This window comes from Nibribacter koreensis (genome assembly GCF_039541795.1).
In the GTDB taxonomy this organism is placed as follows: Bacteria; Bacteroidota; Bacteroidia; order Cytophagales; family Hymenobacteraceae; genus Nibribacter; species Nibribacter koreensis.
In genome coordinates this window covers 112,788-129,247 of record NZ_BAABGX010000002.1, presented here as the reverse complement: position 1 = coordinate 129,247, position 16,460 = coordinate 112,788, and the positions used below count along the sequence as shown (strand labels likewise).

Below are 16,460 nucleotides of genomic sequence, written 5' to 3'. Positions count from 1 at the left end.
TCGGCCGTAGCATGGCTTATGCACAATGTTAGGCGTAGATTTTTTCACTTATTGAGCAAGCCTAATAATATGCTCTAATATTTCATTTATTGGCTTAAACCATTTTTGGTTAGTAATTAAAGTCCCATTAACATCGTATTTCTGGTCAATTACTTTTGTTTCACTTTTGAAGCTGGGAAGATTTACCCTGATTGTTCTATAGGGGTAATATTTTGGATGAGGGGCAACGAACTTTAAAGTCTTTTCAGATTCAACAGCATCTGCTTGAAATTGGGCTTGAGAGGTGAATGCGCTTTCCCGTTGTTTAAGCATTTTGAAAACGGAGGTAGAATCGAGCGATATGGGGAGGTGTTCTTTATCTTTCTCCAGCTTTTGAATAGTAATCTTATTGTCCGCCTCTGTCAATACATATATGACCTTATCATCAGGGTAGGGCTTGGGAGCGTACTCAATTTCACAACCTTGGCAGCCTTGCTCAACCACCACATATGATTCGATGTTATTTTTCTTTAAGCTTTGAAGATATAGTTTTAACTTTTTATCAATAATTGCGGTTTGCCCCAATGCTGTTTTCCCCAGCATTAAAAAGACCATTAACAGCATCAACTTGAAATTTTTCATATTTAAATTTACGCCTAACGGTTAGGCTAAACGATGTGCGAGGCCGTCGGCCGAAGCATGGCGTTTAGGTGTTGTTGTGGCAAGTTTTTTTATATTAAAGTTCCCCAAAGTGTTAGAAATAAGAATCCAATTAATGTAAATATGTAATCAAGTATGTTTGGTTTTCTGTAGTCATCGGGTGAGAACCAAGCGGCAACCACTAATTCCTGTCTTGTTATTAACAAACTAGTAACTCTGAAAATTAGAACCATTACCACCATCGTAAGCAAGCTTAGATGATTATCGGCATATGTTCCGTTCACTGCTCTAAAATCTGGGTTGCCTTTCAGTTGGTAAACAGTAATCATCTGCACAATTCCAATCACTGACCATAATAGCATTACTGATTTAATCCGTAACCGTTTGTAGTACATTAAAAACAATGAAACTGGCCCTCCCAAGGTGATGGCCATTAGCATTTGATTAATTTGTTCTTGGGGTAGGAATGAGAAGATGTAAGCAAGCCAAATTAACATGCCAACTCCAAGGTATATTGAAGCTAAAACATAATCTATGGTGTCAATTTTGGTCTCGTTCATTTTTAAAATTTGCCACAACGTCTGGATAAACTGACCAGGTGCGTTTATTTCAAATATAGTCATAGATTTTGGGAGGTACGTTTATTTCGTGAAAAATGCTTATAAGGCATTGGTTTACAGGTATTTGATATTTTAACAATAACCCTTCTCCTTTGAAATGTTATATTTTTAAATGGTCAAGCGGGCTTTTAATTTTTTCCATGCCCTTTCTGGTAATGTGGGTATAAAGCTCAGTGGTTTTGCTGGAGTGATGGCCTAGCAAGGATTGTATATACCTTAAATCTGCTCCTTGTTCCAGTAAGTGCGTGGCAAAACTGTGTCTAAGGGTATGAAGGGTGGCCTCTTTTTGAATGCCAGCCTTCAGGCAGGCGTTTTTAAAAATTTTTCGGGCGCTGGCATAGCTGTATGCCTCACCGGTTTGGCCTTCAAACAACCAAACCTTGGGTCTGTACGCCAGGTAGTATTGCCTAAGGTAGAGCAGGATTTTCTCAGAGAGTAAGGTAATGCGGTCTTTCTGTCCCTTGCCAGCTCGTATGTTCAAAACCTTTCTTTGCGAGTCAATGTCCGTCACTTTCAAGTTGATCAACTCGCCGGCTCGTAGTCCGGCAGAATAAATCAAAAGCAAAATGCATTTATGTTTAAGGTTGTCTACTGCTTGCATGATGCGCGTCACTTCTTCTTCGCTTAAGACTTCAGGTAGTGTCTGCGCCTTTCTGGGGCGGTCCAGGTAGTAGACGGTTCGTGGTCTTCTGAGCACCTTTTCATAGTAGAATTTGATGGCGTTCACCGCCGAATTCTGGTGAGAGGCAGAGATGTCATAGTCATCAATCAAATGCAACAGGTACGCTTTTATGTCGGCCTCCTCTAGCGTGGCAAGGTCACGGTCTGCATAGTAATTGACAAAGTCTAGGAACAGGCTTTTGTATTGCTTAACGGTGTTAGGGCTATAGCCTTTTAAGGTAAGCGTGTCCAGGTATTCTTTAGGGCAGGGTTTAAGCAATGCTACCTTTGGCTTGGCAGTTGCTGGTGCCGGGCCAGCTTCTTTGGGCTTATTGTATACCAGCAAGGGCAGGCCGTACTGCTCAAAATAGTGGCTTAGTTCTTCTATCAGGGCTTGGGCATAAGGGAGCGTCCAGACTTTTAAGGTGGTGTCCCAGAAATAATACGGAATGGACTTCATCTTCTTAAGATGCGCCGGGTGGTAAGGGAATCTCACCTCCATGCGCTTGTTCGCCAGCACCGTCACCGTGACCTGTTGCTTTTGAGCAGGAGGGACCGAAGGTTCAGGACGCTTCTCTGTGTGCAAGATGACCGCTTCTGAAGGCGCTTCAGGAATAAAAATGGGCGATGACTGGGAGGTGTCTGTTGTGTCCCTTGCCACTGGGGCTATTTGCAACGCTGTCCCAAAGCAGTTGGCAAGCCACGCAAAAGATTCTCTGCCATACGGTACGTGCCAGCAGGCATGCGTCTTGCTCCATCTCCTGCCAGGTATGGTTTTTATTTGAGCCGTATGCCAGGCAGTGGCCGGCAGGTCAACCCGTATTCTCTTCTCGTTTCTGTGTATAAGTAAGCTGGCTTTTACAGGGCCAGGTGCAGGTTGTGCCGCCATATGCTGTCCAAATGTTTCAACCGCTACAAGTAACCCGTGATTTTTGTTCCTGATAGCCAGTTGCTTATCATTTGCCAGAGGAGTTTATGAGCAAAGAGTTCTGCCGTTTTCAGCCTCTTTTCCAGAAAACAGCCCAAAAACGGCATCTTGCATTGAGACTTGGCAAAAGCGGGTTTATGATGTAGCTTTGTCTCAAGTAAAACCTTACATCCAGACACATGGCATCAACATATGATTTGATAGTGGTAGGAAGCGGCCCAGGTGGGTACGTGGCTGCCATCCGCGCTTCACAATTGGGTATGAAAGTAGGCGTGGTAGAGAAAGCCGAACTAGGCGGCATCTGCCTCAACTGGGGCTGTATCCCCACCAAAGCCTTATTGAAGAGCGCACAGGTTTTTGAATACATCAAGCATGCGGCTGACTACGGCATAAACGTGGCAGATGCCTCCGCTGACTTTGGCGCCGTGGTAAACCGCAGCCGTGGGGTGGCCCAGGGCATGAGCAAAGGCATCCAGTTCCTGTTCAGAAAAAACAAGATTGACCACATAGCCGGTTACGGCAAACTAAAAGGCAAAGGCCAGTTAGAGGTGACCTCTGAGGACGGCCAAGCCCAAATCTACGAAGCCAAACACATTATCCTGGCCACCGGTGCCCGCTCGCGCGAGTTGCCAAACCTTCCGATTGATGGTCAGAAAATCATCGGTTATCGCCAAGCCATGGTCCTGGAGAACATGCCAAAGAAAATGGTAGTAGTAGGCTCTGGAGCCATTGGCGTGGAGTTCGCGTATTTCTACAACGCCATGGGCACCGAGGTGACCGTGGTAGAATACCTGCCTAACATTGTGCCGGTAGAGGATGAGGAGATTTCTAAGCAACTGGAGAAGTCGTTTAAGAAATCTGGCATCAACGTGATGACCAACTCAGAAGTGCTATCTGTAGACACTTCTGGCGCGGGTTGCATAGTAAAAATCAAAACCGCCAAAGGCGAAGAAACCATTGAAGCCGATGTGGTTCTTTCTGCCGTAGGTATTCAAACCAACCTGGAGAACCTGGGTCTGGAGGAAGTGGGCGTGGCCGTTGAGCGTGGCCGCGTCATCACAGATGATTTCTACAAGACCAACGTAGAAGGCGTGTATGCTATTGGTGACATCGTGAAAGGTCCAGCCTTGGCGCACGTTGCCTCCGCTGAGGGTATCATCTGCGTGGAAGCCATTGCCGGTCACCACCCAGAGCCTTTGGACTACAAGAACATACCAGGCTGTACCTACTGCTCGCCAGAAATTGCGTCTGTGGGCTACACAGAGAAAGAGTGCAAAGAGATGGGCCGCGAAATCAAAGTGGGCAAATTCCCATTCTCGGCCTCAGGTAAAGCCAGTGCCGGTGGCGTGAAAGACGGTTTTGTGAAGGTGATTTTTGACGCCAAATACGGTGAGTTCTTAGGAGCCCACATGATTGGCGCCAATGTAACCGAGATGATCGCTGAGATTGTAGTGGCCCGTAAATTGGAAACTACCGGTCATGAGATCATCAAAGCCGTTCATCCGCACCCAACCATGTCTGAAGCCGTAATGGAAGCCGCCGCTGCTGCCTACGGTGAGGTGATTCACTTATAGAACATTCTTCTTTTAGATACCAAAGGCCCGAAGGAAACTTCGGGCCTTTCTGTTTTTGGCCTGTTTTGCGCAAAATAAGCCAAAAACAGAAAGCCGGTCTGCTTGTTAAACTATTTGAGGAACGGGCTGTCTAAACCAGAACTGCTTTGTGTTTTACATTTAAAAGGAGTACAAAATTTGATGGTACAAACGCCCGGTGGTAGCCGCCGGCAGTGTTGAAATGAAATGCGTGGGAGACAAGGCGGTGCCTGGTCTCTACGAGGCTTGCCATTTGTGACTTGCTTTTCGGGAGTTACGCTTGCTATTCGGGATTTACCAATCCCGAATCTATCTGTCGGGGATTTATCAATCCCCGTTTTGCTATAAAGAAGGGGATTGATAAATCCCCGACAGTGAACTTCCAGATTGATAAATCTGAAAGAGCAAATGAGTAAATCTGGAAGAGCAAGTGCTTCAAGTGCTTCAAGTGTTTGATAAGTCTAGAAAAGCTAATGAGTAAATCTGAAAGAGCGAGTCATACAAAGGCATGTAATATATCCTGTAGAGACCAGGCACTGACTTGTCTCCCACGCATCTTACTATCTACCGTGCGGGAGATTACCATTAGACGTTTGTGTAGATGTAATTTAAAAACGGCTTTTATTTCAATTAATATGTTTAATACGTCTTCTTCTGGTCTCTTACAAACACTACCAGCTATTCCACTAACTGGCTGTTAACCCCAGTTCCTCGTTACTATTAGATTGATCCTGAATTTTTGAACTTCTATTTCCCCTGCATGAAACACCTTTTTTCCTTATTCTCCCTTTTTATATTTCTTGTCTCCACTAGTACGGCGCAAGCCCAAGGCAAAGTCTCCGGCACCTTGCAAGAGGCGGGCACCAACCAACCGGTTGGCTTCGCGACGGCGGTGTTATTGTCTGCCAAGGACTCTTCTATTGTCACCAGCGCCTTGGTAGGGGCAGAGGGTACTTTTGTGCTGGCACCCGCACCCGTGGGACGTTACCATGTCAAGGTCTCCTTTGTGGGTTATCAGACCCGCGTCATTTCCAATATTGAGGTAACCGCCGCCAAGCCCGAGGTCAACCTAGGCATCATTCAACTAAAAGCGGCCAGCACTACCTTGAAAGCGGTGGAGGTGATGGGCCAGCGCGAAGCCGTGGAATATGGTCTGGACCGACGCGTTTACAATGTAGGACAGGACTTGTCTACGGTGGGCGGCACGGCGGTGGATGTGATGCAGAACGTGCCTTCGGTGACCGTAGACCAGGAAGGAACCGTAAGCATGCGGGGCACCTCCAACATCACCATTCTCATTGACGGTAAACCCTCGGCACTGAGCGGGTTGGGTCTGGATCAGATACCGGCCAGCTCCATTGAACGGGTAGAAGTGATTACCAATCCGTCCAGCAAGTATGACCCCAGCGGCACGGGCGGGGTGCTCAACATCATCCTCAAAAAAGAAAAACAGCAAGGCTTGAACGGCTTGGCCTCTGCCACCGCCGGACCCAACAATCGGTATAACACCTCGCTTAACCTCAATTATAGAATTGGCAAGCTCAACCTGTTTGGGAGCCATGATTTTAGAAAAGACCTGCGCAAAGGCGAAGGCAGGGTGACCAGAAGATTCACGCCTACCAATGAAAGCGTACGCCTGGAAGAACTGGAATCCAATAACGAGAACCACAACAGCAACCACAACTTCCGGTTAGGGGCAGATTATCAGTTAACTGAAACCCAGAGCCTGACCGGATCTGTACTGTACCGCATGGGCTCCCGCGACAGCGAGGGCGCTAGCTTTAGCCGGTTCATGCGCGAAAACGGGTCCTTGGACAGCACCTCTACCCGTCAAAACACCGGCTATGAGGACCGGAACCTTTGGGAATACGCGCTTAGCTACCGTAAGACGTTTACCAAGCCCGGCCAGGAACTCACCGCAGATGCTGTCTTTAACATAGAGCGTGAACCAGGTCAGGACCAAGTGCAAGAGCAGTTCAGGAACGTGGACGGCTCGGCTAGTCTGTACCAGCCTTTTAGGTGGCAGCGCAACGTCAACCTGGAGCAGGAGCGCGAGTTCTCCTTGCAGGCAGATTACGTGCATCCGTTTAGTGAAAAAGGAAAATGGGAGGCCGGTTACCGCAGTACGTTTGAGCGCAGTGATGAAGACGCCCAAGCCAGTGACTTCAATTTTAACGCCAATCAGTTTGAAACCAACATAGGCCGCACCAACCGGTTTATCTATGATGAGTGGGTGCATGCCGTGTATGGCAATTACGGGGATGCCATCCAGAAATTCAGCTACCAGGTGGGCGCCAGGCTGGAGCAAACCAACATTGTCACCAACCAGGTGACGCAGGTGCAGCGCAACAAGCAAGATTACCTTAACCTGTTCCCCAGCCTGTTCCTGACCTATGACTTCTCTGAAGAGCAGAAAGTACAGACCTCTTACAGTCGTCGCATTGACCGTCCGGGCACCTGGTCCTTGAATCCGTTCAGGGACGTGACTGACCCGCGCAACATCAGGCAGGGAAATCCCAACCTCAAGCCCGAGTTCATTGATTCGTATGAGGTCAACTACCTGCGTTTCTGGAAACAGACCACCCTCACGGCTGGCGTTTTCTACCGCAGGATGACGGACATTGTGCAAAGCTTCAGGACGCCCCTGGATGAGAATTCTACCATCACTACGTTTGCCAACGTGGGCAAGGGAGAGTCTTACGGGGTGGAATTGACGGGCACGGCCAACCTCACCAACTGGTGGAAGATCAACGCCAATGCCTCTGGTTTCAATTACAGCATAGACGCTTCTGAAGAAGGCGGCCGCGCCAACAGCCGCTTAAGCTGGACCAGCCGTTTAAACTCCAATTTTACGCTCCCTTTTAAAACCGAAGTGCAACTATCTGCCAACTACCGGTCGCCCACGGTTACGGTGCAAGGCGAGCGCTCTGGGTTCTTTAGCACAGGTATAAGCGCGCGCAAAGAAGTGCTGGGCGGCAAAGGCAACATCATCCTGCGGGTGCAGGACATCTTTAACACCATGCGTTTTGACTCCTATACCTTCATTGAGGATCAGTTTGAGGAGAGAAGCCGCTACAAGCCGCAGAGCCAGTTGGTGTTTGTGGGCTTCAGCTATAGGTTTGGCAACAACGGCCAGCAGAAGAAGGACCGGGAAGAGCGCACCGAGGAACCCATGGAAATACAAGAGGGCAACTAAGTTGTATTGACACCAGGCGTTTTTGCCCTCATTTCCAGAAAATAGCCTAAAAACGAAGCTATGCCAAACAAGAAGAGCCCGGCGCATGCGCCGAGCTCTTCTTGTTTTTGTAGGATGTATGCGGGAAAGGCGTTAGTCGTTGCTTTTCTTGGTGTATTGCTGGTGGCGTTTAGGGTCTTTCTTCTTGTCTTTTTTCTTGCCAATGGCTCCACCGGCAACGGTACCAGCCACGCCGCCAATCACGGCGCCTTTAGTACCGCCTACTACGGCTCCAGCGGCTGCGCCCCCGGCTCCGCCAATGACGGCACCCTTGGCTTTTTTACTCCAGCCTTTCTTCTCTTTCTTCTTGGTATCCTGTGCCTGCGTCTCTGTGATGCTACCGCCCAAAAAGAAAACGGAGCAAAGCATGACAGTGGCTATTTTTAACTTTTTCATAGTTTTAGGTAGTATGGGATATATTGTATTAAACGAAGTTGTTTTAATCAAGGTTGTATAGAGTGTATAAGGCTTTTGATTAGAATTTAATGCATTTAGGGGGTTAATGGAATAAAAACGCCTGCTCTTTAAAGAAAAGCAGGCGCTGTATAAATAATATAAATTGTATTAAATATAGAATATGTTTGTATTGTAAGGTCTATATAAATTTTACTTTTATAATAGTAGTAAGGTAGTCGTAGATTTCAGTGACCTCTTTGTCATAGAGAAAAGTGTTGTATTGGTCGGCTTCTACCTTGCACACCCGGCAACCGTTCTCTACCATCTGGTATACTACCTCACGTATGCGCAAGGGATGGCCGGCCAGGTTGAGCAGGCAGGTAGAGTCTGCAGCCTCTACTTGTAGAAAGAGGTGGTGCAGGGCGTGTTCGTCAAAAGGCTGTTGGTCTTGCAGGGTCATGGCCATCTGGTTACTTCCCCGGCTAACAATGTGGACTGGTGCTTAGTGCAAAACTGAATGAAAAAATTTAAGCTGGAAGGGCTGCTTTAGGCTTTGGCCTGCTTACCAGATACACGCCTCCAAATATCATTAAGGCAAAAACGGCCTTCTGCCAAGTAAACACATCCTTGCCCAAAGCTACGGCAATGAGAATGGCCAAAACTGGTTGTAAATAGATGTACACACCCAATAATGAAGGGCTGGCATAGGTCAATGCCCAGGCGTTTAATAGATAGGCCATGATGGTCACACCAATAATCATAAACGCAATGGCTGCCCATACATACACAGGAAAGGATGCGTAGTCAGGCTCCATGATCTGCGGCAACCCGAAGGGCAGTACCCCTATAAACCCCACCAAAAACACTCGGCTCACCACGGTAATGGCCTTGTAGCGTTGCATCAGTGGCTTGACAAGTACCAGGTAAATCCCATACGATGTAGCATTCACTAAGATCAAAATATCTCCCAAGGTATTGCCCTGTGATTTGGCGTCTGTCTTGCCATAGATGAGCAGAAACGCCCCCGCGCAGGCCAGCAGAATGCCGCCAATGCGCTGCGCCTCTACTTTCTCGCGCAACAGCACCGCGCTCATGACCAGTACCACAATAGGCGTGATGGTCATAATGAGAGAGGCGTTGATGGGTGAGGTGAGGTTGAGCCCGCCAAAAAACGTGAGCTGGTTCAAGGCAATCCCGAAGAACCCGCACAAGATGATCCTTCGCCAGTCGGCCCAGCCTTGGATCTGCTCTTTGGTCCTAAATAGCGACACTGCCCAGAAGAACAATACCGCCCCGCTCACCCGCCACAAAATCAAGGCGTACGGCTGCACGTACTCCGGCATCACTTCTTTGGCAATGCTGTAGTTGGCCCCATAGATGAGCGCCACCAAAAACAAGGAGCCGTGTACTTTTACCTGCTGGTTCATGCCGCAAAGGTAGGGGAGTGGTTGGGGTGGTTCCTAAGGGTTTTTCGTTTTTGGGCTGTTTTCTGGGAAATAGGCGGAAAACGATTTTGATTGTTGATGGTCAATGGCTGATTGCATTAGCTTTATTGGCATAGACCTAATTAGTCTGGTGTCTGGCGCGAGTCGTAATTTATCCTGAAGGATTTCAGGAGACCCGTGACGTTGGATGCGGCGAGTCTCCAAGCTCGCGGGTTTTATTTGTGGCAGGGTTCTATGGCGCAAGCGTCCGCTTGTGTCCTCACGCATGGCTGATCTTTCCTTCTATGGCGAGGATGTTACATCCATGACTTTGAGAGAGGGGATGTGCGCTAGCATTTGGCTGCTCACGCGTTGGCGTTCTCAACCCTCCCGCCGTTGTTGGTGTTATCACCAACGACCCGAACTGCCGCTCCAGTTGCCATTACTCTCTGGAAGAAACTTGAGGCACGCCTTTGGCTGTTCCCTTGGCAATGACGTTGGCTCCGGTGCGTACTACCAGCCTTGTTTCATCTTTTCTGCTAAGCGCTCAAGGCCGCGGGGCCTCGTCCTGGCCCTTCGCACTGCTGTTGTACTCTGGGCCTTTGGCCCCGCCCTGGCGGGCGACGAAACAACAGAGGCGCTCAGGACCAAGACTGGTTCTGGTTCCAATGCTGTGTAGGCTGGATGGTTGATTCTGGTGGTTGGAGGTAAATCCTGTCACTGTCGCTGCAGAGACATGCGTGCTGCGCACGGCTGTAGCCATCTCCATTCCCGTGGCCATGGTGCAAGTCTTTGACTTAGCCCCATGATGGCGGGCAGTTTGCAACTGCCCGGGCATTGCTATTTTACCACGCATTCCGTCCCCCTTCGGAGGGGGTAGGGGGATGACTGGAGCTCTTTCAGGCTCAAGACTCGCGACTCAGGACTCAGGACTAAACAAGTAGCGTCCTGCAGGGTCTGCGAGCGTCTGCGCCAAAGACGGTTCCAACCGAGGATTCTCCCCTTGAAGGGGGCAAGGGGGGTGGTACTATATCAGGCGGCTAAAGACAGTACGCACCATATTCGCAGTGCCCACAAGGGTAGCCTCCCGAAATCTTTCGGGGAAAAAACGGCTGACGTCATGAAAAACCGCCTCTCTGTTCAGCAGGGGTTGAGGTGAGCCTCAATCTAGGGAGAAGGACCTGGCTAGTCCGTTTTTGGGCTATTTTCTAGAAAACAGCCCAAAAACGACTTATTGTTTAATGATGGATTCACCGTGCAAAATGCAGGTTTCAACTATGTATTTTCGTCATTAACCAGAAAATTATAATCGCTATTGAACTAGCAGTGAGAAGTTTAAGTTAACCGGAAAATCAAATTTTAAATTTTATCCTCTAGTGTATGGCGATTAAATTTACTAGAAAAACGAGCTCTGCCACCTTTACAGTTTGGATGTTGGTATGGGCTTTTTCCATTTTCAGGTGTGGCTTGGTACAAGCGCAAACCTCTCCAACTTACTCTCCCGGTGATTACAGAACCGCCTCTGCAGGCACCCTCAGCCAGACTGCTGGCACAGCCTCATTAGAGCAGTTCAATAATGAGAACACCTGGGTAGCTACCTCTTATCCATTGCCGGCCAATGCAACCCTCTATGTGCAACATGCTGCGCAGGCAGAAGGCACCCTGGAGGTGAACAAGGTGATGATAGCTCCTTCGCAAACGTTCATTATTAAACCCACTGCCTATTTAACCACTACTACGCTTTTGTCTATTGCACCTGGCGCAACGCTCATGATGCAGGGAGACGTCCATGCTAAAGGGACCTTGCAACTAGATGCCAACGCAAAACTCACCATCAACTCTTCTTCCTATCAAGGGCAGTCCAACCTTTGGGCGGGTGTAGAGGAGATAGATCCAACCTCCGAAATCAAGATAGAAGACGCGGCGCCTGGTATGGCATTGTTTGTGCCGGGTCGTATGAGCCTACAAGCCAATGGCTATGCGCTGGGTAACCTTTCCCTCGCTTTGACTAAAACCAATACACAATGGGTTTTGACAGAGGCAAGCGCGAACCTGGCGGCTGGACAGGTTTCCATCTCGCTTCCGTCGTCGTCTTCTTTACTCTTTACTGGCGCCAACAGTCAAGTGGGTTTCGGGCAAAGCGTATTATTGGCGGGAGGGACGTACTATGTGCAGAATCAAGCCGGTGGTACATCTTCCTTGGTCATGGCCGGAGGATTGCAGGTTGGCAACAGCGCCGTGCTGCAGCTTAACCAAACAGGTAGTGCTTCGGCTTTGACGCAGGTAGACCTGAAAGGTAATCTAACGGTTGATCCAACATCGTCTATCATTAACAGCGCTACCGTTGCTTCCAATACCAGCGGCATCAGGCTGACCGGGACAGACTGGCAAATCATTCAGGTAGCTGGTGCTTTTCATCATGCATCCCTCACCGTAAAAGCCGGAAGCAAAGCGCGTTTAGCCAGTAACCTCACCATCAACCCCAACAACTCGGTTTACGCCGGTACGCTTACTGTTGAAAATGGTGCTTTCTTAGATTTCAATGCAGACGCCGCCGGAAATGGGTTTGTAGTAGCTGGTCAGGGACATTTCAGGTCTGAGCAAGGGAGTACCTTGTACATTACCAGCGCGCAGGGAATCAATGCATCAGGCGCATCTGGGAATGTACAGGTCACAGACACAAGACGCACGTTTAACCAAGTAGCCACTTTTGTGTACAGCGGTACGGTGCCGCAACAAACCGGAAATGCGTTCACAACTACGGCCTCCGGAAAAGTCCTGATCATTGACAATCCTACCTCTGTCACGCTTACGCAGAGTACAGGCATCTCTAACAACACTTCTATTTCTGCCACTGGCGGCCGACTGGAGATACTCCAAGGCAAATTCATTACCACCCCAACCGCAGATATTACCAGCACCGGCAGGCTAGTGATGCGAGGCGGCGTCTACCAAATACAGATGCTCAATACACAAGTGCCTTTGTTGACAGGTACCTATGACTTAACTGGTGGGGTCATAGAACTGGCAGGAAACGGCAACCAGACCTTGAAAGGTGGAACCTATCCTGCATTGATCATAAGCGGTAGCAACACGCTGGGCGTGAATGCCAAGACCATCTCTAGTACCACTACTATCACGCAGAACCTCACCATCCTGCCCAATGCTATCTTAGATGCCAGTAACAAGTCTCTCAAAGGAGATGGTGGCCTTACCATGACGGGAGGTACCTTACGCTTAGGTAGAGTCACTACTACTTTGCCAGAACTAGCGGGCGTCAACAATCCTTATAATTTGACAGGTGGTACCATTGAGTTTTACGGCACCCTAAGTGGGCAATATCAAAGTATTAAAGGAACCTATGGGGCTTCCAAGAAAATCACTTATCACAATTTGCAGCTCAACGCCGTGCAGGCAAGTGGCACAGACGGAGAAAGCAATATCACGTCAAGCGCCAATTTTGATGTGAGTGGTACGCTGTCTGTGAATGCGCCCACCGTCTTTCAGGTAGTCTCCAGTAGAACTATTGCCGGCACTGGTAGTTTTATAGTGCAACCGGGCGCTACTTTGCTGTACGGTTCTCCGCAGGGCATTAAAACCAGCGGAACCGGTACTCAGGACGGCAACATACGCGTAAGCGGTACTAGAACCTTCTCCCCAGAGGCCAGTTATGGGTTCATAGGCACCTCAGAGATGGTGACAGGCAATGGCCTGCCTGCTACCGTGGCCAATTTGTTAGTAGCCAAAACTAGTAATGGCATCACGCTCACCAATTCTGTGGCGGTGACGGGCACGTTTACTCTAAAAACCGGACTCTTTAAAACAGATACCAGAGAATTGTATGTGGCTAATGCCAGTCCTTCGGCGTTAGTGGTTTCAGACCCAGCCTTATACATTCAAGGTAACCTGAGAAGAGCCATGGCAACCACCGGCACCTATTCCTTTCCGGTGGGTAGCGCAGCAGGGAAGAGGACGTTGGATGTAACGTCTAATGAATTGGCAGGGAACGGCTTTCAAAGCGTCTTGGTAAGTTTCCAGCCCTTGGCTAACCATCAAGACAGTGATATGTTCTTGGAGGAGAACGATGCCTATTACACCAGCATGCAAGCCGATGGAGTCTGGCAGGTTGACCCCAACGCCATGCCTGCCACTGGAACGTACACTGCCGTGGCCTCTTTGCAGGGATTCTCAAACCTGACCGACAATCAATTTGCGTTGCTGGTTAGGCCCAAGAGTTCTGTTTCTGGCCGGGATTGGACGACCGGCGGTGGTATTTTAGAAGGCGAAAACAAAGAAGGCAGAACCGTTTTAGGTGGCTATGCCAAACGAAGCTTTATGACGCAGTTCGGGCAGATGGGCATTGGCAACGCTACCATGGGGGTATTGCCAGTAACCTGGTTGTCTGTAACCGGAAAGCGCCATCGTGATAGTAACGTCATAGAGTGGGCCACCGCTACAGAAATCAATAATGACCGCTTTGAAATAGAATATTCTCTGGATGGAAAAACCTTTAAACAGGCAGGAACCATCAAAGGCGCTGGCAATAGCAGCATGGTGCAGAAATACATCTTTACGCACGCTTATCCTTCTCCAAGGCTGACGTATTACAGAATCAAACAGATTGATGTGGACGGCGCTTTTGAGTTGAGCAAAGTGATAACTGTTAAAGCCAACAATGCTACACAGTCAGGACAGTTGACTGCCTATCCTAACCCAACGAGTGATGTTTTGCAGGTGGCTGGTCTAGTGCCAAATTCTTCCTCGCAGATAGATATTTTCACATTGACTGGGCAGAAGATTTATTCAACCTCAACGAATCCTGACGGTACATCTTCTAAGATACAAGTAAAGCATTTGCCCAGCGGCACGTATGTATTGCAACTGAGCCAAGAAGGCATTACCCAACGTCTGCGGTTCATCAAGCAATGATTCGTTTTTAGCCTATTTTCTGTAAAACAGGCCAAAAACGAAGCGGGCCAGTTCATATGAACCGGCCCGCTTCGTTTACTTTATAAAATAGTTGATGCTAAAAAATAGCACATCAGCACATTAAAAAATTAGCACATTAATACGCTCTTCCGTCGTTTTTCTCCATGTAGTTCATGAAGGCGCGGTTCACCACCTTGGTACCGCCCGGCGTTGGGTAGTTGCCGGTAAAATACCAGTCGCCTAAATGATTCGGACAGGCCTCATGCAAAGAATCTACCGTCTGGAAAATTACCTGCACCTCGGCTTGAATGCCTTTGGCGGTGACAATTTCGGCTACCTTGGCGCTCACCTCCTCATAAGAGAAGGCCTCATACAGCGCCTGCACAAAGTTCTTCTCTTTGAAGGCTTCAGTACCCGCGGCTTGGCGGCATTGCTGATACACTTCCTCAGCTAGGTTTTCTTTGTTGTTGTCTTTCAATAAGCCCATTAACGCTCTGAAGGCCACAAACTCCTTCATCTTGGACATGTCAATGCCGTAGCAGTCTGGGTACCGTATCTGTGGGGCACAGGACACGATGATGATTTTCTTAGGGCCCAGGCGGTCCAGCATTTTGATGATGCTTTTCTCCAGGGTAGTACCGCGTACAATGGAGTCATCAATCACTACTACCGTGTCTACGCCTTTTTTCACCACCTCATAGGTAGTGTCATACACGTGTGCCACCAGGTCATCGCGGTGGTCATTGTCGGTGATGAAGGTTCTGAGCTTGGCGTCCTTGATCACCAGTTTCTCTACCCGGGGTTTAAAGGACAGGATGGTTTCCAGTTTCTCTGGGTCGTTGCCGGCCTCTGTGATGGCTTGCTTGCGGTAACTGCGAAGGTAATCCTCAATGCCATCCATCATGCCGTAGTAAGAGGTCTCGGCGGTGTTGGGGATGTAGGAGAAAACGGTGTTCTCCAGGTCGTGATTGATGGCTTCCAGAATCTGCGGGCAGAGTAATTTGCCTAAGGCTTTGCGCTCCTGGTAGATCTCTGGGTCATTGCCTCTGGAGAAGTAGATGCGCTCAAAGCTGCATGATTTCTTCTCAAGGGCGGGCAACACTTCGCGCTCAGAGGTGGTGCCGTTCTTGTTGATGATGAGGGCGTGGCCCGGGGTGATTTCTTTGATTTGGCTGTAATCTACGCCAAAGGCGGTCTTGATGGCAGGTTTTTCTGAGGCCACTACCACCACTTCATCGTCTACATAGTAATACGCTGGCCGTATGCCGGCTGGGTCACGCACTACAAACGAAGCACCGTAACCGGTCATGCCCGCCATGGCGTAGCCACCGTCAAAGTCCTTGCAGGCCCGGCGCAGGACGCGTTGCAGGTCCAGGTTTTCTTCTATGAGGTGGGTGATTTCCTGGTTGTTGTGGTCGGGTTTGTAGTAGTCAAAGAGGCGTTGGTTTTCCTCGTCTAAGAAGTGACCTATCTTCTCTAGCACCGTGACGGTGTCTATCTTCTGTTTAGGATGCTGACCAAGTTCGGTGAGGACGCCAAAGAGTTCGTCTACGTTGGTCATGTTGAAGTTACCGGCCACGGCCAGGCTTCTGTTGCGCCAGTTGTTCTCCCGGAGCATGGGATGGCAGTTGTCTACTGAGTTTTCGCCGTGGGTGCCGTAGCGCAGGTGCCCCAGGTACACATCTCCTAAGAAAGGAAGGTTGTCGCGGAGCCAGTCTACATTTTTGGAGGCTTCTGGGTTCTTGCGGAGCAGTTTGCCATACTTCTCGCTGATCTTCCCGAAGATGGCGTCTATGGCCTTGGTCTTGACGGAGCGATAGCGGGCTATGTACTCGGTGCCGGGTTTGGTGTCAATCTTGATACTGGCCAACCCTGCGCCGTCCTGCCCTCGGTTGTGCTGTTTCTCCATGAGCAGGTACATCTTGTGCAAGGCGTACATGGGAGTCCCGTATTTCTGGGCGTAGTAGGAGAGGGGCTTGCGAAGGCGAATCAGGGCAATACCGCACTCGTGTTTTATTGCGTCACTCATAAGACTGA

General features: G+C 49.1%; 11 protein-coding genes. 3 read left to right on the top strand and 8 right to left on the bottom strand.

Translation table 11 applies throughout. From position 1 onward, the window contains the following. Nucleotides 1-48 precede the first annotated feature (48 nt). From ABD880_RS07715 to ABD880_RS07705, 3 genes are all read right to left on the bottom strand, one after another. Nucleotides 49-621 carry a hypothetical protein gene (locus tag ABD880_RS07715; RefSeq protein WP_345164343.1) on the bottom strand — a complete coding sequence of 191 codons (573 nt, stop codon included), beginning with the start codon at nt 619-621 and terminating at the stop codon, nt 49-51. An 89-nt stretch (nt 622-710) separates the two neighbouring features. Beyond that, nucleotides 711-1,262 (bottom strand): hypothetical protein, encoded by a 552-nt coding sequence (locus ABD880_RS07710; RefSeq protein ID WP_345164341.1) that lies wholly within the window; start codon nt 1,260-1,262, stop codon nt 711-713. Between the two features lie 97 nt (nt 1,263-1,359). After that, nucleotides 1,360-2,580, bottom strand: coding sequence for a tyrosine-type recombinase/integrase (locus ABD880_RS07705; RefSeq protein ID WP_345164340.1), 1,221 nt, complete (start codon nt 2,578-2,580; stop codon nt 1,360-1,362). A gap of 446 nt (nt 2,581-3,026) precedes the next feature. Between ABD880_RS07705 and lpdA the strand changes: the two genes are divergently transcribed. Continuing rightward, complete coding sequence (gene lpdA, locus ABD880_RS07700) at nt 3,027-4,421, top strand: dihydrolipoyl dehydrogenase (RefSeq protein ID WP_345164338.1); 1,395 nt, start codon at nt 3,027-3,029, stop codon at nt 4,419-4,421. A 778-nt stretch (nt 4,422-5,199) separates the two neighbouring features. Next, nucleotides 5,200-7,635, top strand: coding sequence for a TonB-dependent receptor domain-containing protein (locus ABD880_RS07695; protein ID WP_345164336.1), 2,436 nt, complete (start codon nt 5,200-5,202; stop codon nt 7,633-7,635). Between the two features lie 132 nt (nt 7,636-7,767). On the opposite strand, the gene ABD880_RS07690 is transcribed toward ABD880_RS07695, so the two are convergent. The 4 genes from ABD880_RS07690 to ABD880_RS07675 form a co-directional block, all read right to left on the bottom strand. Further along, the gene (locus tag ABD880_RS07690; RefSeq protein WP_345164334.1) at nt 7,768-8,070 is read right to left on the bottom strand and encodes a glycine zipper domain-containing protein; all 303 of its coding nucleotides are present in this window, start codon (nt 8,068-8,070) and stop codon (nt 7,768-7,770) included. Between the two features lie 199 nt (nt 8,071-8,269). Further along, the gene (locus tag ABD880_RS07685; RefSeq protein ID WP_345164332.1) at nt 8,270-8,530 is read right to left on the bottom strand and encodes a hypothetical protein; all 261 of its coding nucleotides are present in this window, start codon (nt 8,528-8,530) and stop codon (nt 8,270-8,272) included. 67 nt (nt 8,531-8,597) lie between these two features. Continuing rightward, on the bottom strand, nt 8,598-9,497 hold the full coding sequence (locus ABD880_RS07680; protein ID WP_345164330.1) for a DMT family transporter: 900 nt from the start codon (nt 9,495-9,497) through the stop codon (nt 8,598-8,600). A 544-nt stretch (nt 9,498-10,041) separates the two neighbouring features. Next, nucleotides 10,042-10,275, bottom strand: coding sequence for a hypothetical protein (locus tag ABD880_RS07675; protein ID WP_345164328.1), 234 nt, complete (start codon nt 10,273-10,275; stop codon nt 10,042-10,044). A 599-nt stretch (nt 10,276-10,874) separates the two neighbouring features. On the opposite strand from ABD880_RS07675, the gene ABD880_RS07670 reads away from it, so the two are divergent. After that, entirely contained in the window at nt 10,875-14,423 is a 3,549-nt protein-coding gene (locus tag ABD880_RS07670) for a T9SS type A sorting domain-containing protein (protein WP_345164326.1), read from the top strand. A 136-nt stretch (nt 14,424-14,559) separates the two neighbouring features. Here ABD880_RS07670 and ABD880_RS07665 read toward each other — a convergent pair whose 3' ends face one another. Beyond that, a complete protein-coding gene (locus ABD880_RS07665; protein WP_345164324.1) occupies nt 14,560-16,452 on the bottom strand; it encodes an amidophosphoribosyltransferase in 1,893 nt (630 codons plus the stop codon). Nucleotides 16,453-16,460: the final 8 nt, after the last annotated feature.

What these genes read in the sequence shown, in the direction of transcription:
- ABD880_RS07715 (WP_345164343.1), bottom strand. Translation starts at nt 621, where the DNA reads ATGAAAAATTTCAAGTTGATGCTGTTAATGGTCTTTTTAATGCTGGGG.
- ABD880_RS07710 (WP_345164341.1), bottom strand. Translation starts at nt 1,262, where the DNA reads ATGACTATATTTGAAATAAACGCACCTGGTCAGTTTATCCAGACGTTG.
- lpdA (WP_345164338.1), top strand. Translation starts at nt 3,027, where the DNA reads ATGGCATCAACATATGATTTGATAGTGGTAGGAAGCGGCCCAGGTGGG.
- ABD880_RS07695 (WP_345164336.1), top strand. Translation starts at nt 5,200, where the DNA reads ATGAAACACCTTTTTTCCTTATTCTCCCTTTTTATATTTCTTGTCTCC.
- ABD880_RS07690 (WP_345164334.1), bottom strand. Translation starts at nt 8,070, where the DNA reads ATGAAAAAGTTAAAAATAGCCACTGTCATGCTTTGCTCCGTTTTCTTT.
- ABD880_RS07685 (WP_345164332.1), bottom strand. Translation starts at nt 8,530, where the DNA reads ATGACCCTGCAAGACCAACAGCCTTTTGACGAACACGCCCTGCACCAC.
- ABD880_RS07680 (WP_345164330.1), bottom strand. Translation starts at nt 9,497, where the DNA reads ATGAACCAGCAGGTAAAAGTACACGGCTCCTTGTTTTTGGTGGCGCTC.
- ABD880_RS07675 (WP_345164328.1), bottom strand. Translation starts at nt 10,275, where the DNA reads ATGGCCACGGGAATGGAGATGGCTACAGCCGTGCGCAGCACGCATGTC.
- ABD880_RS07670 (WP_345164326.1), top strand. Translation starts at nt 10,875, where the DNA reads ATGGCGATTAAATTTACTAGAAAAACGAGCTCTGCCACCTTTACAGTT.
- ABD880_RS07665 (WP_345164324.1), bottom strand. Translation starts at nt 16,452, where the DNA reads ATGAGTGACGCAATAAAACACGAGTGCGGTATTGCCCTGATTCGCCTT.